Genomic DNA, 24,859 nt, shown 5'->3' with positions numbered 1-24,859 from the left:
GTCCACACACGGCAGCGCGCCACACGCCCAGCTGGGCGCAGGCGATTTATTTTTACGCGATAGCGCCCCCCTGTCCGTCTCGTCATAGCCAATGCAATTGATTCTTGTTCAATCAAGAACGCACACCCTATGAACAGTTCGCGCGTCAGGGAGCGCTTTCGATGCCCACCAGTCCTATCCGTTCGACCCTACGTCCCCGCCTGAAGGGGCAACTGTCCCTGTTATCACTCGCCTTGCTCACCACAGGCGCCTACTCCCTCCCCACGCTGGCGGCCGAGCCAGCGTCGGTGAGCACCTCGCGCGTGGGCGCTTACCACTTCGGCATCGCCCAACAGCCGCTGGTATCGGCCATCAATGCGTTCAGCCAGGTCACGGGCTGGCAGGTGGGCTTCGACGCCCGCCTGGCCGAAGGGGTCGCCTCCCCCGGCATACAAGGTGCACTGCCCCCGGAGCAGGCACTCAAACGCCTGCTACAGGGTACTGGCCTGGTCCCGCGCACCATCAGCCGCGGCAACGTGGTGCTCGAGCGCCAGTCAGGTCGCGGGGCCATAGCCCTGCAACAGGTGACCGTCAGCGCTACCCGCAGCGCCCAGGACGTGAGCCAGGTCCCCAGTACGGTCAGCGTGCAGACCCGAGAACAACTCGACCGGCAGAACGTCAACACCCTCCAGGACCTGGTGCGCTACGAGCCGGGCGTCTCGGTGGCGGGGACCGGGCAGCGTAGCGGCCTGAACGGCTACAACATTCGCGGCATCGACGGCGAACGGATACTCACCCAAATCGACGGTGTGGCCATCCCGGACAGCTTCTTCTACGGGCCCTACGCCCAGACCCAGCGCAATTACGTCGACCCGGAAATCATCAAGCGTGTGGAAATCCTGCGCGGCCCAGCCTCGGTGCTCTACGGCAGCAATGCCATCGGCGGTGCGGTGAGCTATTTCACCCTTGATCCTGAAGACATCATCAAGCCCGGCCGAGACGCTGGTGCACGACTGAAAACCGGCTACAGCTCAGCCGATGACAGTTGGCTGACGTCCGCCACCGTAGCTGGTCGTGAGGGCAGCCTGGACGGCCTGCTGCACCTGAGCCAGCGCAACGGTCACGAAACCCAGAGCCATGCCGATCACGGCGGCGTAGGCCTTGCACGCACCCGCGCCAACCCGGTGGATGCGCGCACCACCAACGTGCTGGCCAAGCTGGGCTGGGACTACGCCGACGACGCCCGGCTGGGCGTGACCTACGAACGCTTCAAGGACGACCGCGACCAGAACCTGCTCAGCGCAGTAGGCGGGCCGTTCATCCCGGGTTTTGGTGCCAGGAATTCGTACCGCATGCGCCAGGGCAACGACACCATCACCCGCGAGCGCTTCGGCCTGAACCACCGTTTCGGCCTGGACAGCCTTTTCGCGGACGAGGTCAAGTGGAGCCTGAACTACCAGATCGCCAAGACCGATCAGCGCACCGACGAGCTGTACGTCGCGTCGGGGCGTCAGGTACTGCGCGACCGCCAGACCACCTACAAGGATCGCCAGTGGATCTTCGATGCCCAGCTGGAGAAGGCCTTCAGCCTTGGCCAGACCGATCACTCGCTGACCTATGGCACCACCCTCAAGCACCAGAACGTCACCGGGGCGCGCAGCGGTACTGGCACGTGCGTGAACATCGGCGGCACTTGCCGGGGTATCGGCCAGGACAGCCCGCGCGACGGCCAGGCGCTGGTCAGCGACTTCCCGGACCCGACCGTCAATACCTACAGTTTGTTCGTTCAGGACGAGGTTCGCTGGGGCAACTGGACGTTCCTGCCAGGTGCGCGCTACGACTACACACGCATGGCGCCTCACTTTACCGACGCCTTCCTGCGCGGGCTTGACGCCAGCGGTACGGCCCCGGCTTTCCAGGATGATTCGGACAAAAAGTGGCACCGCGTGTCGCCCAAGCTGGGGGTGACCTATGCCTTCAACGACCACTACACCGGATACGCGCAATACGCCCAGGGCTTCCGCACGCCCACGGCCAAGTCCATGTACGGCAAGTTCGTGAACCTGGAGCAAGGCTACCGCGTGGAGGGTAACCCTGGCCTGCAGCCTGAGCGCAGCAAGGGCCTGGAAACCGGCCTGCGCGGCCGCTTCGACGCGGGCAGCTTCGATGTGGCGGTCTACTACAACAAGTACCGCGACTTCATTGACGAAGACGCCGTGCAAGGCGCCAACCTCGAGCAGACATTCCAGGCCAACAACATCAAGCGCGCGACCATCAAAGGTGCCGAGGTAAGAGGCCAGCTGGAACTCGACCGGTTTGGCGCGCCAGCGGGGCTGTATGCACAAGGCTCCCTGGCGTACACCTACGGGCGCAACGACGACAGCGGCCAGCCGCTCAACACCGTCAACCCGCTCAAGGGCGTCGTGGGCCTGGGCTACACGCAGGGCGACATGGGTGGGCTGCTGAGCTGGACGCTGGTCAAGCGCAAGACGCGGGTCGACGACAGCACCTTCTATTCGCCCGATGGCTCGGCGTCGAAGTTCCGCACGCCCGGCTATGGCGTACTGGACCTGACCGGCTTCTACAACGTCACCGATGACATCACGGTGAACGCTGGCCTGTACAACCTCACCGACAAGAAATACTGGCAGTGGGACTCGGTGCGCAGCTACGACGGCCAGGGGGAGGCCGCGGTGACCCAGCCGGCCAACATCGACCGCCTGAGCATGCCGGGCCGTAACTTCGCCATCAACGTGGTGTGGGATATCTGAGGCGCTGGCGCAGCTGGGGCCGGCCGGGCCGCTGTGCACCCGGCTTGGCTCCCAGCACCCACGCCTGCTCCTGCAGGCTTTTTACGCCCCCGCTCCTGTTGATTCGTCTTGTATTGAAACGCTTTGCTTTCCAAGGACTGCATCATGAACAACCGCGCTTCTTCGCTTACCCAACGCCTGAACCTGGTGACCCAGGCGCCCCATGCCGCACTCGACGCCTTGGTCAAATCCCATGCGCCATTCGATAGCCGCGAAAGTTTTGCCCGCTTCGTGGTTGCCCAGTACCTGTTCCAGGCCGAACTGCAGCCGCTTTACAACGACCCGCAATTGATCGCCCTCCTACCCGACCTTGCCGAGCGCTGTCGAGCCCGTCAGGCGCGTCAGGACCTGGCGGACCTGGACATGCAGGCGCCTGCCGAGCTACCGGGGGCGGTGCAACGTCCAAGCATGGCAGAGGCACTAGGCTGGATCTTCGTGTCCGAAGGCTCCAAACTGGGCGCCGCGTTTCTGATCAAGCGGGCCGCGGCGCTGGGCTTGTCGGAGACCTTCGGCGCCCGTCACCTGGGCGAGCCCGCCGGTGGGCGCGCCGAAGGCTGGAAGCAGTTCACGCGAACACTCGATGGCCTGATACTGTCAGCTGAAGAAGAGGCGGCTGCCGAACACGGCGCCGTCGCAGCGTTCGAGCGCTTCACCGTCTTGCTCAAACAGGCCTATGCCATGAATGCCGAGCAGGCTTGAAACACTTTCAAGGCCCTCTGACCGGGGGCCGTTCGTTCTAGCAGTGAGCCCATGACCCAACCTGCCCGCTCCAAAATTGCCCGTCTGCTGTATGCGATCCTGGCTTACGCAAGCCTGGGGGTAGGCCTGGTCGCCATTGTCGTTCCGGGCTTGCCGACCACCGAATTCATCCTGTTGTCGGCGTGGGCGGCCACGCGAAGCTCGCCTCGCCTGTCCGCCTGGCTCGAAAGCCACCGGTTGTTTGGCCCTATCCTGTACAACTGGCGCAACGGCAAGGTGATCCAGCGGCGGGCCAAGGTCAGTGCGACGGTCAGCATGTTGCTCTGCGCGGTTTTGATGCTGGTGTTTCTTGAGCATCACTGGCCGGTATTCCTGGCCATTGCCGGTATGAGCCTGGGCAACCTGTGGATCTGGTCGCGACCGGAACGGCCGTTCACAGCCGGCTCACAGGCTCAGCAACCCTGACCAGAGGGCATAGCCTGCCAGCGCCGCACCCGATAGCACGGCGGCGAAGATCAGCTTCTCTGTCAGCGTGAAAAGCTTAAGCCCTTGCTCATGTTTGGCTCGGGCAAACAGGATCACCCCCGGCGCGTACAACAGTGCCGAGAGCAGCAGATACTTCAGGCCACCGGCATACAGCAGCCAGACGGCGTACCCAACCGCGAGCGCGGCCACGAGCAGGTCCTTGCGCCGCTGGGCCGGTTGGCCTTCGTAAGTCTCTCCCCGCACGGCCAGCGACATGGCGTAGGCGGCGGACCACAGGTACGGCGCCAGAATCATGGACGAGGCCAGGTAGATCAGGCTGGTATAGGTACCGGCGGACACCAGCGTGATCAGTAAAAAACCCTGGATCATGCCGTTGGTCAGCCACAGTGCATTGGCAGGTACCTGGTTGGCGTTCTCCTGGGCAAGGAAACGGGGCATGGTCTGGTCGCGCGCCGTGGCGTAGAGAATCTCGGCACACAGCAGCGCCCACGACAGTAACGCCCCCAGCAACGAAACCGCCAGCCCCAGGCTGATCAGCAACGCGCCCCAAGGGCCGACGATGTGGGCCAGGACCGCCGCCAGCGAAGGGTTCTGCAAACCGGCCAGCTCCGGTTGCGTCATGACCCCTAGGGAGAGGACGTTGACCAGTACCAGCAGTGCCAGCACACCCACGAAGCCGATGACCGTGGCCCTGCCCACGTCGGCCCGCCGCCGAGCCCTGCCTGAGTACACACTGGCGCCTTCGATACCGATGAAGACGAACACCGTTACCAGCATCATGTTGCGCACTTGCTCGAGCACGCTGCCGAACGCCGGATTGTCCAGCCCCCAGATGTCCTGGGTGAAGATATCCAGGCGAAAAGCGCAGGCCGCGATGACGACGAACAGCACCAGGGGCACCACTTTGGCCACTGTGGTCACCAGGTTGATGAACGCCGCCTCGCGAATCCCGCGCAATACCAGAAAATGCACCGCCCACAGCAACACCGAGGCACACCCGATGGCCACTGGGGTATTGCCTTCACCGAACACCGGGAAATAGAACCCAAGGGTGCTGAACAACAGCACGAAATAACCGACATTCCCCAGCCAGGCACTGATCCAGTAGCCCCACGCCGAGGAAAAGCCCATGTAGTCGCCGAACCCAGCCTTGGCATAGGCATACACGCCTGAATCCAGTTCAGGCTTGCGGTTGGCCAGCGTCTGGAAGACGAAGGCCAGGGCCAGCATGCCCACGGCAGTGATCCCCCAGCCAATCAGCACCGCCCCGGCCTGGGCACGGGCCGCCATGTTCTGGGGCAAGGAGAAAATGCCGCCTCCGATCATCGAACCCACGACCAGCGCCACCAATGCCCCTAGACGCAGTTTCTGTCCTTGTTCGCCCATAGGTCTCCAAATATTTCCTGACAGTGTTGCAGTTGTAACAAGACGCTGTTTATTAATAGAGGCTGACCTCAATTACAGCCGTACTCTCATTTAGCCACTAAGCCATTAACGTCTAAGCGTGCGGTTGTTAAGAACTCCAGAGTGCCAACCGGTTCACACTATTTCGATAAAAGCATAAATACCGGTAAAAAATTTGCGCTCTGCCCAGAAGCGACTAGTTTCAACCTTCGCAGGCTAGAGGGATGAAGCGTAGCAAGACATGGAGGTGCCAGCGTACAAGGCCTGCAGCCATGGCAGTCGGCAATCTCCAGGAGTTCGGTAAGGTAATTCAACGGCCTTACCTTGCAATGCACTGATCCATATCAGCGTATGGCCACGGCATCAGATTTAATCTGTGGCCAACTTCCTCCTGGCAGGAGTTGTTAAATGTCTGATTCTCCCGCAAAACTAAAACTCGGTGCGTTAGTTGCGCTGGTCGTCGGCTCGATGATCGGTGGCGGCATCTTTTCCCTTCCGCAGAACATGGCCGCCAGCGCCGGCGTAGGCGCAGTGTTGATTGGCTGGGCTATCACCGCCGTGGGCATGCTGACCCTGGCTTTCGTATTCCAGACGCTGGCCAACCGCAAGCCTGACCTTGACGGCGGAGTCTATGCGTATGCCAAGGCCGGTTTCGGCGATTACATGGGCTTTTCTTCGGCCTGGGGCTACTGGATCAGTGCCTGGCTGGGGAACGTCGGCTATTTCGTGCTGTTGTTCAGTACCCTGGGCTACTTCTTCCCGGTATTTGGCGAGGGCAACACGCCGGCCGCGATCATCGGCGCCTCGATCCTGCTGTGGGCAGTGCATTTTCTGGTGCTGCGAGGCATCCGTGAAGCGGCGTTCATCAACCTGGTTACCACGGTGGCCAAGGTGGTGCCGTTGGTGCTGTTCGCGCTGATCTGCCTGTTCGCCTTCCGGCTGGACGTCTTCACCGCCGATATATGGGGCACCGGTACACCTGAACTGGGCGGCGTGATGAATCAGGTGCGCAACATGATGCTGGTGACGGTGTGGGTGTTCATCGGCATCGAAGGCGCGAGCATCTTCTCATCCCGTGCGGAAAAACGCTCCGATGTGGGCAAGGCCACCGTCATCGGCTTCATCACCGTGCTGTTGTTCCTGGTGCTGGTCAATGTGCTGTCGCTGGGCATCATGACCCAGCCTGAACTGGCAGGGTTGCAGAACCCCTCGATGGCGGCCGTGCTCGAGCACGTGGTCGGCCACTGGGGCGCCGTGCTGATCAGTGTCGGCCTGATCATCTCGCTGCTCGGTGCGCTGCTGTCCTGGGTGCTGTTGTGCGCCGAGATCATGTTCGCCGCTGCCAAGGACCACACCATGCCGGCCTTCCTGCGCCGCGAGAACGCCAACCAAGTGCCTGCCAACGCCTTGTGGCTGACCAACGCCATGGTGCAGATCTTCCTGGTGATCACGCTGTTCTCCAACAGTACCTACCTGTCGCTGATCTACCTGGCCACTTCGATGATCCTGGTGCCCTACCTGTGGTCGGCGGCCTACGCCGTGTTGCTGGCGGTGCGCAGTGAAACCTACCAACAAGCGCTGGCCGAACGCCGCAAGGACCTGTTCATCGGCAGCGTCGCCCTGCTCTATGCCATCTGGCTGCTGTATGCCGGCGGAGTGAAATACCTGCTGCTCTCGGCGCTGCTTTATGCCCCTGGCGCCATCCTGTTTGCAAAGGCCAAGCGTGAAGTCGGCCAACCCGTCTTCACCCCCGTGGAAAAACTGATTTTCGCAGCCGTGGTCGTCGGTGCCCTGGTGGCAGCCTTCGGCCTGTACGACGGCTTCCTGACGCTGTGATCCCTCTTCGACTCAATGGAGGATTGAAACCATGTCCGCTGAAAAACAGAAATACGGTGTGCATTCCGAAGCCGGCAAGCTGCGCAAGGTCATGGTGTGCGCGCCGGGCCTCGCGCACAAGCGCCTGACCCCGACCAACTGCGACGAGCTGTTGTTTGACGATGTGATCTGGGTGGATCAGGCCAAGCGTGACCACTTCGATTTCGTCACCAAGATGCGCGAGCGGGGTGTCGATGTGCTGGAAATGCATAACCTGCTGACCGACATCGTGCAGCAACCCGAAGCGCTCAAATGGATACTGGACCGCAAGATCACCCCTGACACCGTCGGGGTAGGCCTGACCAATGAGGTGCGCAGTTGGCTCGAAGGCATGGAGCCGCGTCACCTGGCTGAATTTTTGATTGGCGGTGTGGCTGGCCAGGATCTGCCGCAAAGCGAAGGTGCCGAAGTGGTCAAGATGTACAACGACTACCTGGGCCATTCCAGTTTCATCCTGCCACCGTTGCCCAATACCCAATTCACCCGCGACACCACCTGCTGGATCTACGGGGGCGTCACGCTCAACCCCATGTACTGGCCGGCACGGCGCCAGGAAACGCTGCTCACCACCGCCATCTACACGTTCCACCCGCAGTTCACAGGCGCCGACTTCCAGGTCTGGTACGGTGACCCGGACAAGGACCATGGTCAGTCCACCCTCGAAGGCGGTGATGTCATGCCCATCGGCAACGGCATCGTGCTGATCGGCATGGGCGAGCGCACCTCTCGCCAGGCCATCGGCCAGTTGGCGCAGAGCCTGTTCGCCAAGGGCGCCGTGCACAAGGTCATCGTCGCCGGCTTGCCCAAGTCCCGCGCCGCCATGCACCTGGACACCGTGTTCAGCTTCTGCGACCGCGACCTGGTCACGGTCTTCCCCGAGGTGGTCAGCGAGATCGTACCGTTCATCATCCAGCCCGACGAAAGCCGGCCCTATGGCATGGACGTGCGCCGCGAGCACAAGTCGTTCATCGAGGTTGTGGGCGAACAGCTGGGTGTGCGCCTGCGGGTGGTCGAAACCGGCGGCAACAGCTTTGCCGCCGAACGCGAGCAATGGGATGACGGCAACAACGTGGTGGCGCTGGAGCCAGGCGTGGTCATTGGTTACGACCGCAACACCTACACCAATACCTTGCTGCGCAAGGCCGGGGTCGAAGTGATCACCATCAGTGCTGGCGAACTGGGCCGCGGCCGCGGCGGAGGCCACTGCATGACCTGCCCTATCGTTCGCGACCCCATCGATTACTGACGTCCATCAACCAGGCCGCCCCTACCCGGTAGCGGCCCGGCGTTCACCACACCCAGGAGAAAAGTCATGGCGTTCAACATCCACAACCGCAACCTGCTCAGCCTGGAACACCACAGCACCCGTGAGCTGCGTTACCTGCTGGACCTGTCCCGCGACCTCAAGCGGGCCAAGTACACCGGCACCGAACAGCAGCACCTCAAGGGCAACAACATTGCGCTGATTTTTGAAAAAACCTCCACGCGTACCCGTTGTGCTTTCGAAGTGGCCGCTTACGACCAAGGCGCCAACGTCACCTACATCGACCCGAACTCCTCGCAGATCGGCCACAAGGAAAGCATGAAGGACACCGCTCGCGTGCTCGGGCGCATGTACGACGCAATCGAATACCGCGGCTTCAAGCAGGAAATCGTCGAAGAACTGGCCAAGTATGCCGGCGTGCCAGTATTCAATGGCCTGACGGATGAATATCACCCTACCCAGATGATTGCCGACGTGTTGACCATGCGCGAACACAGCGACAAGCCGCTGCATGACATCAGCTACGCCTACCTGGGCGATGCGCGCAACAACATGGGCAACTCGCTGCTGTTGATCGGCGCCAAGCTGGGCATGGACGTGCGCATCGCTGCGCCCAAGGACCTCTGGCCCCACGATGACCTGGTGCAACGTTGCAAGCAGTACGCCGAGCAAAGCGGTGCCCGCATCACCCTCACCGAAGATGCCAAGGCCGCCGTCAAGGGCGTGGACTTCATTCATACCGACGTGTGGGTATCGATGGGCGAACCCATCGAAGCCTGGGGCGAACGCATCAAGCTGCTCAAGCCCTACCAGGTCAACGCCGAGCTGATGAAGGCCAGCGGCAACCCCAGGACCAAGTTCATGCACTGCCTGCCGGCGTTTCACAACTGCGAGACCAAGGTGGGCAAGCAGATCGCCGAGCAGTACCCGGACCTCACTAACGGCATCGAAGTGACCGATGACGTGTTCGAGTCCCCGGCCTGCATTGCGTTCGAGCAAGCGGAAAACCGCATGCACACGATCAAGGCGATTCTGGTGTCGACACTGGCCGATCTGTAGATCGCCGCCTGCTTTGGCATTGCGGCTGTTAGCGGGCCGCATTAGCCGTCCTGCAGCCGCTCACGACTTTCGATAAAGGACATTCTCCATGCGTATCGTTGTTGCACTAGGCGGCAATGCCCTGCTGCGCCGTGGCGAGCCCATGACCGCGCAAAACCAGCGCGCCAACATTCGTACCGCTGCCGAGCAGATTGCCAAGATCCACCCCGGTAACGAGCTGGTAATCGCCCATGGCAATGGCCCGCAAGTGGGCCTGCTGGCCTTGCAAGGGCTGTCGTACAAGCCCGACGAGGCCTATCCGCTGGACGTGTTGGGCGCCGAAACCGAGGGCATGATCGGCTACATGATCGAGCAGGAACTGGGCAACCTGCTGGACGTCGGCGTGCCGTTTGCCACCCTGCTGACCCAGGTCGAAGTGGACGCCGAGGACCCTGCGTTCAAGGACCCGAGCAAGTTCATCGGCCCGGTCTACAGCAAGGATGAAGCCCAGCGCCTGGCCGCTGAAAAGGGCTGGGTGGTCAAGCCTGACGGGGACAAATACCGCCGGGTGGTGGCAAGCCCCAGGCCCAAACGCATCTTCGAAATCCGCCCTATCAAATGGCTGCTCGAAAAGGGCAGCATCGTGATCTGTGCCGGCGGCGGCGGCATCCCGACCCTCTACGATGAACACCGTAAGCTCAAGGGTATCGAGGCGGTGATCGACAAGGACCTGTGCTCTGCACTGCTGGCCGAACAGCTCGAGGCCGACCTGCTGATCATTGCCACCGATGTGGAGGCGGCGTACATCGATTTTGGCAAGCCGACCCAACGCGCCATCGCCCAGGCCCACCCTGACGAGCTGGACACGCTAGGTTTCGCGGCAGGTTCGATGGGGCCCAAGGTGCAGGCGGCCAGCGACTTTGCCCGGCACACGGGCAAGGTGGCGGTGATCAGCTCGCTGGCCAATATCGAGCGCATCGTGACCGGTACCGCCGGCACGCGGGTTTCGACCGCTGCCCCTGGGATCAGCTACCGTTGAATACCGTCGGCGGGCCATGTGCCCGCTCAATCTCATACAGGAGAGCCCATGGCCAAATATGAACCCGGTCACGTCCACATCGAGCGCACTGCGCTCAACAGCAGTGACCACAGCTATGACCTCAAGGTGGACTACGAGGCCTTTACCGACCCCCGTGAGGGCAGGGGTATTCAATTCCACATGAAGGGCAGTATCGAGGGCAAGCCTGTCGACGAGGCTTTCTTTCTGCCCAAGGATCAGGTGCTGCCCAGTTTTCTGATGCAACTGAGTCGCCGCGCCCAGGCTTACCTGGCCCCACCGAAGAAATTCGAAAGCCTGGCTTCACCCCACAGGATCTACGACTGGATGTTCGAGGACATCCGCGCCAAGCTGGACGTGAAGTCCGGTGACCCCATCAAGCCTGAGCATCTGGAGTAGGACGCGACCCGTCACGAGCAGGATCCGCTTGAGGCATACTAGCGCCCTACCCGGCCATTTCGTATTGCCCCATGCGTATCCATGTCAGCTTCATCGACCGCGTCGGCATCACTCAGGAAGTCCTGGCGCTGCTCGGTGCGCGCAACCTCAACCTCGATGCCGTGGAGATGGTGCCGCCGAACGTCTACATCGACGCACCGACCCTCAGCCCCGCCGTGCTGGAAGAGCTGCATGACGCCTTGTTCGACGTACAGGGTGTGAAGGCAGTGGAGGTGGTCGACATCCTGCCGGGGCAACGTCGTCACCTGCAGCTCGATGCACTGCTGGCCGCCATGAGCGACCCAGTGCTGGCGGTGGACAGGGCCGGCAAGGTGTTGCTGGCCAACCCTGCGCTGGTGGCGTTGTGTGGTCGGGAGTCGGCCGGGCGCTGCGTAGGCGAGTTGTTTGGCGACCCGGGCCTGCTGCAAGCGTTGCTCGACAGCAACTTTCACCTGCCCATGCGCGAAATGCAGCTCAATGGCCAGAGCCTGCTGCTCGACGCCATGCCAATCACCCACACCGGCGGCCTGCTGACACTTTACCCGCCCACGCGATTGGGTGAGCGGCTATCAGCCCTGCGCCACGATCATGCCGAGGGTTTCGACGCCCTGTTGGGCGAATCACCCGCCATCCGTACCCTGAAGGCTCGGGGCTTGCGCGTGGCCACCCTGGATGCACCGCTGTTGGTGCATGGCGAGACCGGCACCGGCAAGGAACTGGTGGCCCGCGCCTGCCACGCGATCAGCAGCCGTCACGCGGCCCCCTTTCTGGCCCTGAACTGCGCTGCCTTGCCTGAAAGCCTGGCCGAGAGCGAACTGTTCGGTTATGCACCAGGCGCCTTCACTGGCGCTCAGCGCGGCGGCAAGCCAGGGCTGATGGAGCTGGCCAACCAGGGCACGGTGTTTCTCGATGAGATCGGCGAGATGTCCCCCTACCTGCAAGCCAAGCTGCTGCGTTTTCTCAGTGACGGCAGTTTCCGCCGCGTGGGGGGCGACCGGGAAGTGAAGGTCAACGTGCGTATCATCAGCGCGACCCACCGTAACCTGGAGCAGATGGTGGCCGAGGGCACGTTCCGCGAGGACCTGTTTTACCGCCTCAATGTGTTGAACCTGCAAGTCCCTCCCCTGCGTGACCGCGGCCAGGACATCCTGATGCTCGCGCACTTCTTCATGCAGCAGGCCTGCACACAGATCCAGCGGCCTGCCTGCAGGCTCACCCCCGCCACCCACAGCGCCATGCTGGCTAACCCTTGGCCGGGCAATGTGCGGCAATTGCAGAACGTGATCTTTCGCGCCGCCGCTATCTGCGAAAGCAACCTGGTGGACATCGGCGATTTGGACATCGCTGGCACGTCTGTCAGTCGCACCCATGAGGGCGACGTGGCCAGCCTGGAACAGGCCGTGGGTGATTTCGAGCGTGAGCTGTTGCAACGGCTGTATACCAGCTACCCCTCGACCCGATTGCTGGCGGCCCGGCTGCAGACCTCACATACCGCCATTGCCCAACGCCTGCGCAAATACGGAATTCCTGGAAAAACCTGAGGTTGACGACAATTCCCTCTGTTTTAGCAGACTTGTCCTAGGCGTTCCCCGGATACGTCTTTCGTCACGCCTCGTAGAATGGTGCCAGTGCAATCCTGCCTGTCACCCCGCCAGACCGCCCCAGAGCGGTCAGCGGTCCGTTATGGATTCAACGAGAGTACCTGATGTTCGAACTCGATTTTTACGGCACGCTGGTGGCCGCTTCCCTGGTGCTGCTGCTAGGTCGCGGTCTGGTCGCACGCATAGGTTTTCTGCGTGCCTACAACATCCCTGAACCGGTCGCCGGTGGCCTGGTGGTCGCGATTGCCCTGCTGGTGCTGCGCACCTTCGATGTGCAAGTTCACTTCGACACCTCCCTGCAGACACCTTTGATGCTGGCATTCTTCGCCACCATCGGCCTGAACGCCGATTTTGCCAGCCTGAAAAAAGGTGGGCGTGCGGTGGTCCTGTTCCTGGCGGTGGTGACCGGCCTGCTGGTGGTGCAGAACGCCTTGGGCATCGGTCTGGCCACGGCGCTGGGGTTGGACCCGTTGATGGGTCTGCTGGCCGGCTCGATCACCCTGTCGGGAGGCCATGGCACCGGTGCTGCGTGGGGCGCCACCTTCACTGAAAAGTTCGGCCTGGCCTCGGCCTCGGAGCTGGCATTGGCCTCCGCCACGTTCGGGCTGGTCTTGGGCGGCTTGATTGGCGGCCCCGTGGCCCGCCTACTGATCAAGCGGGTCGCGACCCCTGGCTTGGCTAACAACACGCCTCAGTTGCCCTCAGGCTTCGAGCAGCCGGAGAAAGAACGCCTGATCACCTCGTTTTCCGTGATCGAGACGCTTGCCCTGATTGCAGTGAGCCTGTTGACCGGTACCGTGCTAAATGAGCTGCTCAAGGGCACTGCCTTCGAGTTGCCAAACTTCGTCTGCGTATTGTTCGTGGGCGTACTGCTGCGCAATGGCCTGTCAGCCTTCGGCTTTTATCAGGTGTTCGAGCGGGAAGTGTCGGTACTGGGCAATGTGAGCCTGTCGTTGTTTCTGGCCATTGCGTTGATGTCGTTGAAACTGTGGGACCTGGCTGCACTGGCACTGCCTTTCTTTGTGCTGCTGGCGGCGCAGACCCTGCTGATGGCGCTGTTTGCCATCTTCATCACCTTCCGGGTCATGGGCCGCACCTACGACGCGGCTGTCCTGTCCGCCGGCCATTGCGGCTTCGGACTGGGTGCAACGCCTACCGCAATCGCGAACATGCAAGCGGTGACCCAGCGGTTCGGGCCTTCGCACGTGGCATTTCTGGTGGTGCCGATGGTGGGGGCGTTCTTCATTGACTTGATCAATGTGGTGGTGATCAAGGTGTATCTGGCGCTGCCGTTTTTTCAATAATGAACCTGTGATGGCGTTGCCGAACCGGTAAGCTGAAAGACTCCCGCACGATGAGCTGCGGGAGTCGTCTGTTTTGGATTCAGGATGGCTTGAAACCTGGAAGCCCCTGCTCAGCGCGCCACCGTTTCACTTCGTCAACTACCGCTTGAGGGGAGCTTGCAATTCCGACTCTATGGGGTCGATATATTAAGTTCCACTTTGCAGGATGCTGCGCCAAACGATCAAATTCGAGTACGCCGCGCGTATGCTCTTTATCATTCGGAAAGTATTTCGGGTCACCGTGATACAAGGCATACACCAATTGAAAAAACTCTTGCTCGGTATAATCAGTTATTTCTTTAGGCATTAGTCTCATTTCCGCTTATGCAAGGCTCGATGGAATTTTGGAGATATTATTCTTAGGTTATCAACGTCATACACATCTCCACCATCAGCAATACGTATCACGTGATGAATTTCATACTTGATATTTTTACCGACAACCTCATCAAGCTCTGCAAAGGGTGCAAGGCCCCTGCGCATGATCTGTAGTTCAGCTGGCGTAAATTCATTTTCGAACAACGGGCTTCGGCCAATAGTCTGCCACAGGCGACGCCTGAACGCCGCCCAACTGCTAAACTTCTTACCCCTCAATTTACTGGCAACTTGCTGCGGAATCGGCACCCCCTCGCGGCTCCCCGCCGTCAAAAAGGTGCCTGTGATCAGCTGTCCTTTACCTTTCACCACCCCCGGCATGTTCCGACGGCTCTTGAACATCACGTAGAGCGGTGGCAGCCCGGAGTCGCTTGGGAATATGATGACAACGTCATCGAACCCGAAGTCCGGCAAGTCCGGATACGTGTCCAACCGCCCTTGAAGGGGTTCGAGGATGGGGCCAATGAGGTGGGTAGGAGACGGCGGTGCAGGTGGCAGGCTTGTCGAACTGTCTGTCGGTTCGATCGCCGGTGTCCAGGTCAGGGTTCTGGGCGGCACATCGTCGGTGACGACCGTGTACTGACCGCTCTGGGCGTCGTAAGCGGCCTTCAATACGGGCACTGCAGAAGGGATCACCTGGCCATCGGTATTGGCCACGAACAGTTCGGTTGGCTCGCCCAGCGTCTGCACCTCGCCCATGCGCAACGGCAGGTCGATCACTGCCCGCTCGACCGCCTGCGTTTGAGCGGCTGAATCAAGCTCGATCGACAATTCGGTCAGGGGCACACTCAGCAGATAGTTGCCAAGCGGCAACACCTTTGCCTTGCGCTCCCCGTTACCCAGCTTGGGCGCATGCAACAGTGCGGCAATGCCGATCAGGAACGGGGTGGCAACCGCTTCCAACGAGGCGGCGTTCAACGCGCAGATGGCACCGCGTACAGCGGCTCCAAGCGAAACGCCAGCAGCGAGGCTAACCGGCGTAGCGCCAGCGGACAGGCTGAGATGCGCCTGTGCCTTTGCGATGGCCAGCGGCACTGGGTAGGTATTGGCCTGTTTGAGGGTTTGCTCGGCCAGGGCTTTTTCAGCGGCGGCTTTGGCGGCTTCACGCGCAATAGCCTCGGCCTCGGCTTTTGCTTTTGCCAGGGCCTGTGCTTGTTTGAGGGCCTGCTCCTGAGCGCGTGCCTGGGCTTGGGCCTCAGCACGTGCCCGTGCTTGAGCCTCGGCACGTGCCTGTGCCTCAGCCTGGGCGCGTGCCTGAGCCTCGGCTATCCGCTGCGCCTGCGCGTCAGCGAGCGCCTGCGCCTCGGCTTGTGCAAGCGCGTGCTGCAATGCGCCGATTTGACCCTGGAGCATTTGAATTTCGGCATCGCGCAGTTGCGTTTGATAGGCAGCCGTGAACGATTCCTGGATCAGCGTGCGCAAATCGTCCTTTCGCACGACACCTTTTTCAAACCATCTGTAGGTGGCGTCGATATAGTCTTTTCGCGTCTTGCCCAGTGGCGTCGATCCAAAATATCGGTCTGCTACTTCAGTCTGAACATGACGGTCTTCAACTTTACGCGCGATCAACAGGTTACGCGCGGCAATGTCGTGTGCGAGCATGCCGGCGGTAGACGCGGGTGGCGGCCCTAGCGTCTGTTTTACCAAAGCGACATCATGCTCGAGGGTCTGAGCCACACGTCCCAGCGCTTGGGTAAATACTGTACTGGCATGGTCATTTACAGCTTCCAGAATCTGCGGTCCACTGTTTATCACACACCGGAAATGTTCAAGTATTGTACTGCCTGGGTGATACTGGTCGGCGGGAAACAATGGCCCTGAATAGCCGGGAGGAAGAAGATTGGGCCCTGAGGGTGTACCTCCCACTTAGGTAGGAGGTAATTCAACTTGCCTGCGCTTGCGTGTCATACATCATCCTTAATCAAGCTTACAAACAAGCCAGGCATCATGAATATGCCTGACGGTCGTCATGAGCGATCCGCCTGATTTGTCACTCAGGCATGTAGAGGAACACGCGTGAACCGCACAGGCGATCGATGCGGACAATGAGAGGGTCAAAGTTCCCGACAACCAAAGTTATACAGAAAGTAGATGCTGCTAAAACGTTGCCGACCCCGTCAGGGAACTCTGATTATTGTTTGCCAGCTTTAATGTTTGACTATTGCTGTGCAGCGTCATGCATTTCTCAAGTTAGAATAGGAAATCAGCCGTATCAAATTCAATACACCGTATCGAAAACGGTACACCGCCCATCCCACGCCGCGCTGAGAGATGAACGGCGCCCAAAGGGATAACCAAGACTTGAGCGTATCGATTTCGTTACAGAAGCCTATTCGGTAATCAGCGAGCCAGCACTCCCTCCCCCGCTTTCATGGGTCCATGCACAGTTGGCCACCTTATTGCTTACTGAAAACCCACCAGAGCGCGAACCTAATCGTGCCACCCGGTCCACGAGGATTTTTCATGAGCGAGTTGCGTTTCACCGACGACCACGAATGGCTGCGCGTAGAAGCCGATGGCAGCGTCACCGTAGGGATCACCGCCTATGCCCAGAATGCACTGGGCGATGTGGTGTTCGTGCAGCTGCCGGAGCTGCGTCACTATGAAAAAGGCAGCGAAGCGTCCACCGTCGAGTCGGTCAAGGCTGCCAGCGGCGTGTACATGCCGCTGGCCGGCGAAGTGATTGAGGTCAACGCCCAGCTTGAAGATAGCCCCGAGCTGGTCAACGAGGACCCGCTGGGCGAAGGCTGGTTCTTCCGCTTCAAGCCTGCCGACGCCAGCGCTGTGAGCGCCCTGCTCGACCAGGGTGCCTACGACCGCCTGCTCAACGCCAACGACGACGCCTGAGGAACCACGCCATGACGATCAACCTCGGCACTGCCAATGAGTTCATTGCCCGTCACATCGGGCCACGCAGCGAAGACGAGCAGGCCATGCTCGCCACTCTGGGCTTCGATTCACTGGAGGCCATGACCGACGCCGTCATCCCCGCCAGCATCAAGGGTACCAGCGTGCTGGGCACGGACGATGGGCACAGCGAAGCGGATGCGCTCGCCGCCCTGAAGGCCATCGCCGGCAAGAACCAGCTTTTCAAAAGTTACATAGGCCAGGGTTACTACAACACCCACACGCCCGCGCCCATCCTGCGCAATCTGCTGGAAAACCCGGCCTGGTACACCGCGTACACGCCCTACCAGCCAGAAATTTCCCAGGGCCGGCTGGAAGCCTTGCTCAATTTCCAGACCCTGATCAGCGACCTCACAGGGTTACCGATCGCCAATGCTTCGCTGCTCGATGAAGCCACGGCGGCTGCCGAAGCCATGACGTTCTGCAAGCGCCTGTCGAAGAACAAGGCCAGCAACCGCTTCTTTGCCTCGATGCATTGCCACCCGCAGACCCTCGATGTACTGCGTACCCGCGCAGAGCCCTTGGGCATCGAGGTGCTGGTGGGCGACGAGCAGGCGCTCGATGATGCCAGCCCATTCTTCGGCGCTTTGCTGCAGTACCCCGCCAGCACCGGTGGTATCTTCGATTACCGGGAGGTGGTGCAGCGGTTCCATCACGCCAATGCGTTGGTGGCCGTGGCGGCAGACCTGCTGGCCTTGACTCTGTTGACCCCACCTGGCGAGTTCGAGGCCGACGTGGCCATCGGCAGCGCCCAGCGCTTTGGTGTGCCCCTGGGCTTCGGCGGGCCGCATGCGGCCTACTTCGCGACCCGCGATGCCTTCAAGCGCGACATGCCAGGGCGCCTGGTCGGCGTGTCGATAGACCGCTTCGGCAAGACGGCCCTGCGCTTGGCCATGCAGACACGTGAGCAGCACATTCGCCGCGAAAAGGCCACCAGCAACATCTGCACCGCCCAGGTGCTGCTTGCCAATATTGCCAGCATGTTCGCCGTCTATCACGGCCCTGAAGGCCTCAAGCGCATTGCCCAACGTACCCACAGCCTGACCGCCATCCTGGCACAGGGCCTGCGGGCAATGGCTGTGCCGGTCGTGAGCGACACGGCATTCGATACCCTGACCCTGGCTACCGGCGATGCCACCCTCAGCCTGCACGAGAAAGCGCGCGCCCAAGGCATCAACCTGCGCCAGGTCGATGCCGGCCATGTAGGTGTATCGCTGGACGAAACCACCACTCCGGCCGATGTGCAGGCGCTGTGGCAGCTGTTCGGCGCTGGTCAAACGCAGCCTGACTTCCAGGCGCTGGCCGCCAGCAGCGGTACACTACTGCCCGAGGCCTTGCTGCGTCGTTCGACGTTCCTCGAACACCCCGTGTTCAACCGCTACCACAGCGAAACGGAGTTGATGCGCTACCTGCGCAAGCTGGCCGACAAGGACCTGGCCCTGGACCGCAGCATGATCCCGCTGGGCTCGTGCACCATGAAGCTCAACGCGGCCAGCGAAATGATCCCGGTCACCTGGGCAGAATTCGGCAACCTGCACCCCTTCGCCCCAGCGCAGCAGAGCCAGGGCTACTTGCAATTGACGTCGGAGTTGGAGGCCATGCTCTGCGCAGCCACGGGCTACGATGCCGTATCGCTGCAACCCAACGCCGGTTCTCAGGGCGAGTACGCGGGCCTATTGGCGATCCGCGCCTATCATCGCAGCCGTAACGAAGGGCATCGCGATATCTGCCTGATCCCTTCTTCAGCCCATGGCACCAACCCGGCAACGGCCAACATGGCCGGCATGCAGGTGGTGGTCACGGCCTGCGACGCGCGCGGCAACGTTGACGTCGCCGACCTGCGTGCCAAGGCCATCGAGCACCGCGAACGCCTGGCGGCGCTGATGATCACCTACCCGTCCACCCATGGGGTGTTCGAGGAAGCGATCGGCGAGATTTGCGCCATCGTCCACGACAACGGCGGCCAGGTTTACATCGACGGCGCCAACATGAACGCCATGGTCGGCCTGTGCGCGCCGGGCAAGTTCGGGGGCGATGTGTCGCACCTGAACCTGCACAAGACCTTCTGCATTCCCCATGGCGGCGGTGGGCCGGGCGTAGGGCCGATCGGCGTGAAATCGCACCTGGCGCCCTTCCTGCCGGGCCATGCCGCCCTGGGCACTGCCGAAGGCGCGGTATGCGCCGCACCCTTCGGCAGCGCCAGCATCCTGCCGATCACCTGGATGTACATTCGCATGATGGGGGGCGCGGGGCTCAAGCGGGCTTCGCAGATGGCCATCCTCAATGCCAACTACATCGCTCGCCGCCTGGAGGAGCACTACCCGGTGCTGTACACCGGCAGCAATGGCCTGGTCGCCCATGAGTGCATCCTGGACCTGCGCCCGCTCAAGGACAGCAGTGGCATCAGCGTCGACGACGTGGCCAAGCGCCTGATCGACTACGGCTTCCATGCCCCGACCATGTCGTTCCCGGTGGCAGGCACACTGATGATCGAGCCGACCGAAAGCGAATCACGGGAAGAGCTGGACAGGTTCTGCGAAGCCATGATCCAGATCCGCGAGGAAATCCGCGCGGTAGAGGACGGCACGCTGGACAAGGACGACAACCCGCTCAAGAACGCGCCGCACACCGCAGCGGAACTGGTGGGCGAATGGGCCCATGGCTACTCCCGCGAGCAAGCGGTCTACCCGCTGCCTGGCCTGGTGCAAAGCAAGTACTGGCCGCCTGTGAGCCGGGTCGACAACGTCTTTGGCGACCGCAACCTGGTCTGTGCCTGCCCGTCGATCGAAAGCTACCAGGACGTCTGACAGCGCCGGATCCTGAGTGTGTCATTCGCCTGGCGGTCAATGTCCCCGGACATTGACCGAAACCCATGCAAGGAGTCATCGATGTCCGAAACACTGCTCAAAACCCCACTGCATGCCCTGCACCTGGAACTGGGTGCGCGCATGGTGCCCTTCGCGGGCTACGACATGCCGGTGCAGTACCCTCTGGGCGTGCTCAAAGAGCACCTGCACACCCGTGAACAAGCCGGGTTGTTCGACGTCTCGCACATGGGGCAAGTTCTGCTCAAAGGTCGCGACGCTGCCAGTGCCCTGGAAACGCTGGTGCCGGTCGACATCATCGACCTGCCCGTTGGCATGCAGCGCTATGCCATGTTCACCAACGAACACGGGGGCATCCTCGACGACCTGATGGTCGCCAATCTGGGTGACGAAACACTGCTGCTGGTGGTGAACGCCGCCTGCAAGGATCAGGACCTGGCGCATCTGCAGCGGCATATCGGCCAACGTTGCGAGGTCCAGCCGCTGTTCGACCAGCGTGCCCTGCTCGCCTTGCAAGGGCCGGCAGCGGTCAAGGTTCTGCAGCGTCTGGCGCATGAAGTGGCTGACATGACGTTCATGCAGGTGCGTCCTGTCACGTTACTGGGCCATCCGTGCTGGGTCAGTCGGTCGGGTTACACCGGGGAGGATGGTTATGAGATCTCCGTGCCGGTGGCGGGCGCAGAGACGCTCGCCAGGGAGCTGCTCAAGCAGCCAGAGGTCCAGCCGATCGGGCTAGGGGCCCGTGACTCGTTGCGCCTGGAAGCTGGCCTGTGCCTGTATGGCCATGACATGAGCGGCGACACCTCGCCCGTGCAAGCCAACCTGGTGTGGGCAATGTCCAAGCCACGCCGGGCCGATGGTGCCCGTGCCGGCGGCTTTCCGGGCGCGCAGGCCATCTTCGGCCAGCAACGTGAGGGTGTAAAACGCAAGCGGGTCGGTTTGCTGCCCCAGGAACGTACACCTGTGCGCGAAGGCGCCGAGATTGTCGATGCAGAAGGTACCCTGGTCGGCACCATCTGCAGTGGCGGCTTTGGGCCCACACTCAGCGCCCCTGTGGCGATGGGGTATGTCGACACCGAACATGCCGCCCTGGACACGCTTTTATATGCCCTTGTGCGCGGTAAGAAGGTGGCCTTGAAAGTCAGTAAAACGCCGTTCGTAGCGCCCCGTTACTATCGCGGTTAAGGCAGTTTCATCGACGACGTGGCAGTGCTCGGTATCTTCGTTTACGAACGTGGCGCGCGCCACTGCGAACATGGCGCCAGGCCAGGCGCCATGCACTTTTCGGCGATTTGACCAAGGGTTGTAAAACAGTCACTTTTACACCCGCTGCAAGGCTTGTTTTTCGCTCGGTAGTTGGCGTAGAGTCAACGCACTGTGTTTGCATGGGTCGCAACAGTTCGTGACCTGGGCCAGTAGCCGCAATCTGCTACAACCCGTTCGACGTCTCTTACTTTCCTGCAACCCAGCCCAGTACTCTTTTGCTTGTTTGAAAGCGAAAGAAAACTGTCATCCAAACCTAAGTTTCATAGGAAATAAGACCATGTCTCAGCGTCAGAACGGTACCGTCAAGTGGTTCAATGACGAAAAAGGTTTCGGCTTCATCACCCCAGAAAGCGGTGCTGATCTTTTCGTGCACTTCCGCGCCATCGAAGGCAACGGCTTCAAGAGCCTGAAAGAAGGCCAGAAAGTTACTTTTGAAGCCGTACAAGGCCAGAAAGGTATGCAGGCTGACAAGGTACAGGTAGCTGAATAAGCCTTGTTACCCCCAAAAAAGCCCCTGCTCAGTGCAGGGGCTTTTTTTTGCCCGTAGAATGGCGGCTTTGCGTGATGGAGCTATTCTGCATGTCCAAGCCTGTGCTGCATCCCCAAGGTGATTTCCCTCCGGTCGGCCTCGGCAGGCGTCTGGCTGCGGTGTTCTATGATTTTTTGCTGTGCACGGCCTTGCTGATCGTCACCGCAGGCCTCTACAAGATGGTCCAGATGGCGATCATCGGCCAGCAGCGTATGCGCGAACTCACCGAAGCAGGCGCGCTGGACGGCGACCCTTTGCTGTCCACGGTGCTGCTGTTCGTGCTATTCGGTTTCTTCGCCAAGTTCTGGACCCATGGCGGGCAAACACTAGGCATGCAGGTCTGGGGCGTGCGTGTGCAGAACGCCGATGGCTCGCCCATCACGCTCTGGCAGGCGCTGTTGCGGTTTGTCGTTTCCATCGCCTCGTGGCTATGCCTGGGGCTGGGTTTCTTCTGGGCCCTGGTCGACAAGCGCAAACGCAGCTGGCACGACATCTACTCCGAGAGCCAACTGGTTCGAGTCCCCAAGCCGAAGAAATGAGCGCTCTACTCAAGCGGCAGCGGCCCTGAAACACGAGGGGCCGCTATAGCGGCCCCTAGGGTCAAGCACGCAGCCATGCGGCTGCGCAGCGGGTTTATCCAGCGCGGCGCAACAACCACAAGCCTGCCACAGCACAGATGCCGGCTGGCAGCACCACCGCAAGCAAAGGCGGGAAGCCGAACACCTGGCTGGATGGGCCCAGCAGGTCCTGGGCAATACGGAACACGAAGCCCACCAGCACGCCGGTGAAGACACGCTGGCCAAGCGTCACCGATCGCAGCGGCCCGAAAATGAACGAAATGGCCATGAGTACCAGGGCTGCCGTAATGGCCGGTTGCAGGACCTTGGTCCAGAAGGCCAGCCAGTAGCGGGCGTTGTTCAGCCCTTGGTCGGACAGGTAGTGGATGTAGTCCCACAGGCCGGTGATCGACAGCGATTCAGGCGCCAGCACCACCGTGTTGAGCAACTGCGGCGTGACCGACACATCCCATTGTTCTTCAGGGTTTTGCACGACTTCGGTACGGTCGCCATGGAACAGTGTGGTGCGCACATCGGTCAGCAGCCAGTGATCGTTTTCGTAACGCGCCCGGCGCGCAAAGCTGGAGCTGATGATCTTGCGCTGGTCGTCGAACCGGTAGCGGGTCACACCCAGCAGAAGGCCGTTGGGCTGCACGGAGTTGATGTGCACGAACTCCTCGCCCTGCCGGTGCCACATGCCACGCTTGGAGCTTTGCGCTTCACCGCCACCCTGGGCCAGGGAGCGATCGGCCTGGGCTTTGTTTTCGGTGACCGGTGCCACGTATTCGCCGATCAGCAGACCAACCAGCATCAGCACCAGCATCGGTTTCATCACCGCCCAGACGATACGACCGATCGACACCCCAGCGGCGCGCATGATGGTCAGCTCACTGCTGCTGGCCAGCGTACCCAGGCCGATCAGGCAGCCGATCAGCGCCGCCATCGGCAGCATGTCGTACAGCCGCCGCGGCGCGGTAAGTAGCACATACTTGCCTGCTTCGAGCACCGTGTAGGTATCGCTCAGGTCGCCCATTTCGTCGATGAAGGCAAACAGCGAGGCCAGCCCCAGGATGATGCCCAGCACAGCCAGGATAGCCACCAGCACGCTCTGGCCGATATAACGATCGAGCTTAGCCACGGGCCACCTCCGCACGACGGGCTGCGCGCTTGAGGCGAAGGGGTTCCCAGTACATCAGGCCCAAGCCGATGAGCAGGAACAGCCCATGCACCCACCACATGCCAAGGGCGATGGGCAACTTGCCCTTCTCGAGTGCACCGCGCACGGAAATCAGCATTGTCAGGTACGCCATGTACAGGAGGATGGCTGGCAGCAGCTTGAGGAACCGCCCCTGCCGGGGGTTGGCCCGCGACAGCGGCACGGCAAGCAGGGTCACGATGAACACCAGGATCGGCAGGGACAGGCGCCATTGCAGTTCGGCGCGCTCTCGCAAATCCTGGGCACCGAACAGATCGGTGGTGGGGATCGCCTCGCGCTCGGTGACCTCCTCGCTGACTTCAGGCTTGGGCAACAACACGCCATAGGTGTCGTACTTGATGGCGCGGTAGTCGGCCTGGCCTGGGTTGCCGTCGTACCGGTAGCCGTTTTCGAGCACCAGGTAACGGTTGCCGTCAGCCTGGATTTCCTGGTGCCCGCGCTCGGCCACCAGCACCGACGGGGCGCGGTCCTTGGTCTTGTCCTGGTTGAAGCGTTTTTCCGAGATGAACACGCCGCCCAGGTTTACCCGGTCATCGGAAAGCTGCTCGGTGTAGGTCACCCGCGAACCATCGCGCAGGGTCTGGAAGCGGCCCGGCACCAAAGTGTCGAATTCGGTCAGGGCATCCTGCTGGCTGATGATCTTCTGCACCTGGGCCACGCCCAGGGGTGCCAGGCTCAGGCTCAACCAGGCCACCAGCAGCGCCACCAGTGCCGCAGGCGCCATGGTCATGGCCAGCAGGCGCTGCTGGCTCATGCCGGTGGCCGACAGCACGGTCATTTCGCTTTCCAGGTACAGCCGGCCATAGGCCAGCAGAATACCCAGGAACAACCCCAGCGGCAGGATCAGTTGCAGGAAGCCCGGCAGGCGGAACCCCATGATCAGGAACAGGACGCCAGGGTCGAGCACCCCCTGTGCAGCCTGGGCCAGGTATTTGATGAAGCGCCCGCTCATGATGATCACCAGCAGCACGGCGCTGACGGCGCTCAAGGTCACCAGGACCTCGCGGGATAGATAACGAAAGACGATCAAACCAGACACTCCTGGGTTGTCAGCACGGACTGCCAATCGATGGCACCAGACGATGACTTAGTACATCCAAGGCCAATGCTGGTTCGCCCAAGGCGAACCTCCATATAAAGTGCGCGCATTATCCTGTGATTGACCGCGCCTGTCACTTGGCCGCGCATCG

General features: G+C 61.3%; 20 protein-coding genes. 15 read left to right on the top strand and 5 right to left on the bottom strand.

Features of this window, described 5'->3' with window-relative positions; genetic code table 11:
* Positions 1 to 161 precede the first annotated feature (161 nt).
* The 3 genes from ACF8E5_RS02840 to ACF8E5_RS02830 all read left to right on the top strand — a co-directional run bounded on the left by ACF8E5_RS02840 (position 162) and on the right by ACF8E5_RS02830 (position 3,953).
* Positions 162 to 2,750: a TonB-dependent receptor gene (locus tag ACF8E5_RS02840; protein ID WP_392474882.1), complete on the top strand. Its 2,589-nt coding sequence runs from the start codon at positions 162 to 164 to the stop codon at positions 2,748 to 2,750.
* A gap of 144 nt (positions 2,751 to 2,894) precedes the next feature.
* The gene (locus ACF8E5_RS02835; protein WP_058604442.1) at positions 2,895 to 3,488 is read left to right on the top strand and encodes a biliverdin-producing heme oxygenase; all 594 of its coding nucleotides are present in this window, start codon (positions 2,895 to 2,897) and stop codon (positions 3,486 to 3,488) included.
* Positions 3,489 to 3,539: 51 nt separating this feature from the next.
* Positions 3,540 to 3,953 (top strand): YbaN family protein, encoded by a 414-nt coding sequence (locus ACF8E5_RS02830; protein ID WP_058637531.1) that lies wholly within the window; start codon positions 3,540 to 3,542, stop codon positions 3,951 to 3,953.
* On the opposite strand, the gene arcD (ACF8E5_RS02825) is transcribed toward ACF8E5_RS02830, so the two are convergent.
* Entirely contained in the window at positions 3,933 to 5,360 is a 1,428-nt protein-coding gene (gene arcD / locus ACF8E5_RS02825; protein ID WP_058637530.1) for an arginine-ornithine antiporter, read from the bottom strand. The genes ACF8E5_RS02830 and arcD (ACF8E5_RS02825) overlap by 21 nt on opposite strands.
* Positions 5,361 to 5,786: 426 nt before the next feature.
* On the opposite strand from arcD (ACF8E5_RS02825), the gene arcD (ACF8E5_RS02820) reads away from it, so the two are divergent.
* The 7 genes from arcD (ACF8E5_RS02820) (at position 5,787) to gltS (ending at position 13,955) form a co-directional block, all read left to right on the top strand.
* Positions 5,787 to 7,214, top strand: coding sequence for an arginine-ornithine antiporter (gene arcD / locus ACF8E5_RS02820; protein ID WP_058637529.1), 1,428 nt, complete (start codon positions 5,787 to 5,789; stop codon positions 7,212 to 7,214).
* Positions 7,215 to 7,245: 31 nt separating this feature from the next.
* Positions 7,246 to 8,499 (top strand): arginine deiminase, encoded by a 1,254-nt coding sequence (arcA, locus tag ACF8E5_RS02815; protein ID WP_058604438.1) that lies wholly within the window; start codon positions 7,246 to 7,248, stop codon positions 8,497 to 8,499.
* Positions 8,500 to 8,565: 66 nt separating this feature from the next.
* On the top strand, positions 8,566 to 9,576 hold the full coding sequence (locus tag ACF8E5_RS02810; RefSeq protein WP_058604437.1) for an ornithine carbamoyltransferase: 1,011 nt from the start codon (positions 8,566 to 8,568) through the stop codon (positions 9,574 to 9,576).
* 88 nt (positions 9,577 to 9,664) lie between these two features.
* Positions 9,665 to 10,594: a carbamate kinase gene (arcC, locus tag ACF8E5_RS02805; protein ID WP_078479035.1), complete on the top strand. Its 930-nt coding sequence runs from the start codon at positions 9,665 to 9,667 to the stop codon at positions 10,592 to 10,594.
* Positions 10,595 to 10,642: 48 nt separating this feature from the next.
* Positions 10,643 to 11,011 (top strand): DUF5064 family protein, encoded by a 369-nt coding sequence (locus ACF8E5_RS02800; RefSeq protein WP_078479036.1) that lies wholly within the window; start codon positions 10,643 to 10,645, stop codon positions 11,009 to 11,011.
* Between the two features lie 71 nt (positions 11,012 to 11,082).
* Positions 11,083 to 12,591 (top strand): sigma-54-dependent transcriptional regulator, encoded by a 1,509-nt coding sequence (locus tag ACF8E5_RS02795; RefSeq protein ID WP_058637527.1) that lies wholly within the window; start codon positions 11,083 to 11,085, stop codon positions 12,589 to 12,591.
* A 164-nt stretch (positions 12,592 to 12,755) separates the two neighbouring features.
* Positions 12,756 to 13,955 (top strand): sodium/glutamate symporter, encoded by a 1,200-nt coding sequence (gltS, locus tag ACF8E5_RS02790; protein ID WP_078479037.1) that lies wholly within the window; start codon positions 12,756 to 12,758, stop codon positions 13,953 to 13,955.
* Between the two features lie 79 nt (positions 13,956 to 14,034).
* Here gltS and ACF8E5_RS02785 read toward each other — a convergent pair whose 3' ends face one another.
* Both ACF8E5_RS02785 and ACF8E5_RS02780 read right to left on the bottom strand, forming a co-directional pair.
* Complete coding sequence (locus tag ACF8E5_RS02785; protein ID WP_196126953.1) at positions 14,035 to 14,301, bottom strand: bacteriocin immunity protein; 267 nt, start codon at positions 14,299 to 14,301, stop codon at positions 14,035 to 14,037.
* A gap of 5 nt (positions 14,302 to 14,306) precedes the next feature.
* Positions 14,307 to 16,046: an S-type pyocin domain-containing protein gene (locus ACF8E5_RS02780; RefSeq protein ID WP_392474881.1), complete on the bottom strand. Its 1,740-nt coding sequence runs from the start codon at positions 16,044 to 16,046 to the stop codon at positions 14,307 to 14,309.
* 786 nt (positions 16,047 to 16,832) lie between these two features.
* Here ACF8E5_RS02780 and gcvH point away from each other — a divergent pair.
* From gcvH to ACF8E5_RS02755, 5 genes are all read left to right on the top strand, one after another.
* Positions 16,833 to 17,216: a glycine cleavage system protein GcvH gene (gene gcvH / locus ACF8E5_RS02775; protein WP_058637524.1), complete on the top strand. Its 384-nt coding sequence runs from the start codon at positions 16,833 to 16,835 to the stop codon at positions 17,214 to 17,216.
* Positions 17,217 to 17,227: 11 nt separating this feature from the next.
* The gene (gene gcvP / locus ACF8E5_RS02770; protein WP_196124868.1) at positions 17,228 to 20,083 is read left to right on the top strand and encodes an aminomethyl-transferring glycine dehydrogenase; all 2,856 of its coding nucleotides are present in this window, start codon (positions 17,228 to 17,230) and stop codon (positions 20,081 to 20,083) included.
* A gap of 81 nt (positions 20,084 to 20,164) precedes the next feature.
* Positions 20,165 to 21,286, top strand: coding sequence for a glycine cleavage system aminomethyltransferase GcvT (gcvT, locus tag ACF8E5_RS02765; protein ID WP_392474880.1), 1,122 nt, complete (start codon positions 20,165 to 20,167; stop codon positions 21,284 to 21,286).
* A 358-nt stretch (positions 21,287 to 21,644) separates the two neighbouring features.
* Positions 21,645 to 21,857, top strand: coding sequence for a cold-shock protein (locus tag ACF8E5_RS02760; RefSeq protein WP_058637521.1), 213 nt, complete (start codon positions 21,645 to 21,647; stop codon positions 21,855 to 21,857).
* Positions 21,858 to 21,946: 89 nt separating this feature from the next.
* A complete protein-coding gene (locus ACF8E5_RS02755; protein WP_058637520.1) occupies positions 21,947 to 22,435 on the top strand; it encodes an RDD family protein in 489 nt (162 codons plus the stop codon).
* Positions 22,436 to 22,529: 94 nt separating this feature from the next.
* Here ACF8E5_RS02755 and lptG read toward each other — a convergent pair whose 3' ends face one another.
* Both lptG and lptF read right to left on the bottom strand, forming a co-directional pair.
* Positions 22,530 to 23,591 carry an LPS export ABC transporter permease LptG gene (gene lptG / locus ACF8E5_RS02750; protein WP_023533306.1) on the bottom strand — a complete coding sequence of 354 codons (1,062 nt, stop codon included), beginning with the start codon at positions 23,589 to 23,591 and terminating at the stop codon, positions 22,530 to 22,532.
* A complete protein-coding gene (gene lptF / locus ACF8E5_RS02745) occupies positions 23,584 to 24,699 on the bottom strand; it encodes an LPS export ABC transporter permease LptF (protein WP_058604428.1) in 1,116 nt (371 codons plus the stop codon). The genes lptG and lptF overlap by 8 nt, the downstream gene beginning before the upstream one ends.
* Between the last annotated feature and the right edge of the window lie 160 nt (positions 24,700 to 24,859).

The sequence above is a fragment of the Pseudomonas sp. WSY_20 genome, assembly GCF_043104335.1.
GTDB classification, from domain to species: Bacteria; Pseudomonadota; Gammaproteobacteria; order Pseudomonadales; family Pseudomonadaceae; genus Aquipseudomonas; species Aquipseudomonas parafulva_B.
Note: the sequence above shows the minus strand (reverse complement) of the source record. Positions and strands in the feature narration are given on the sequence as shown.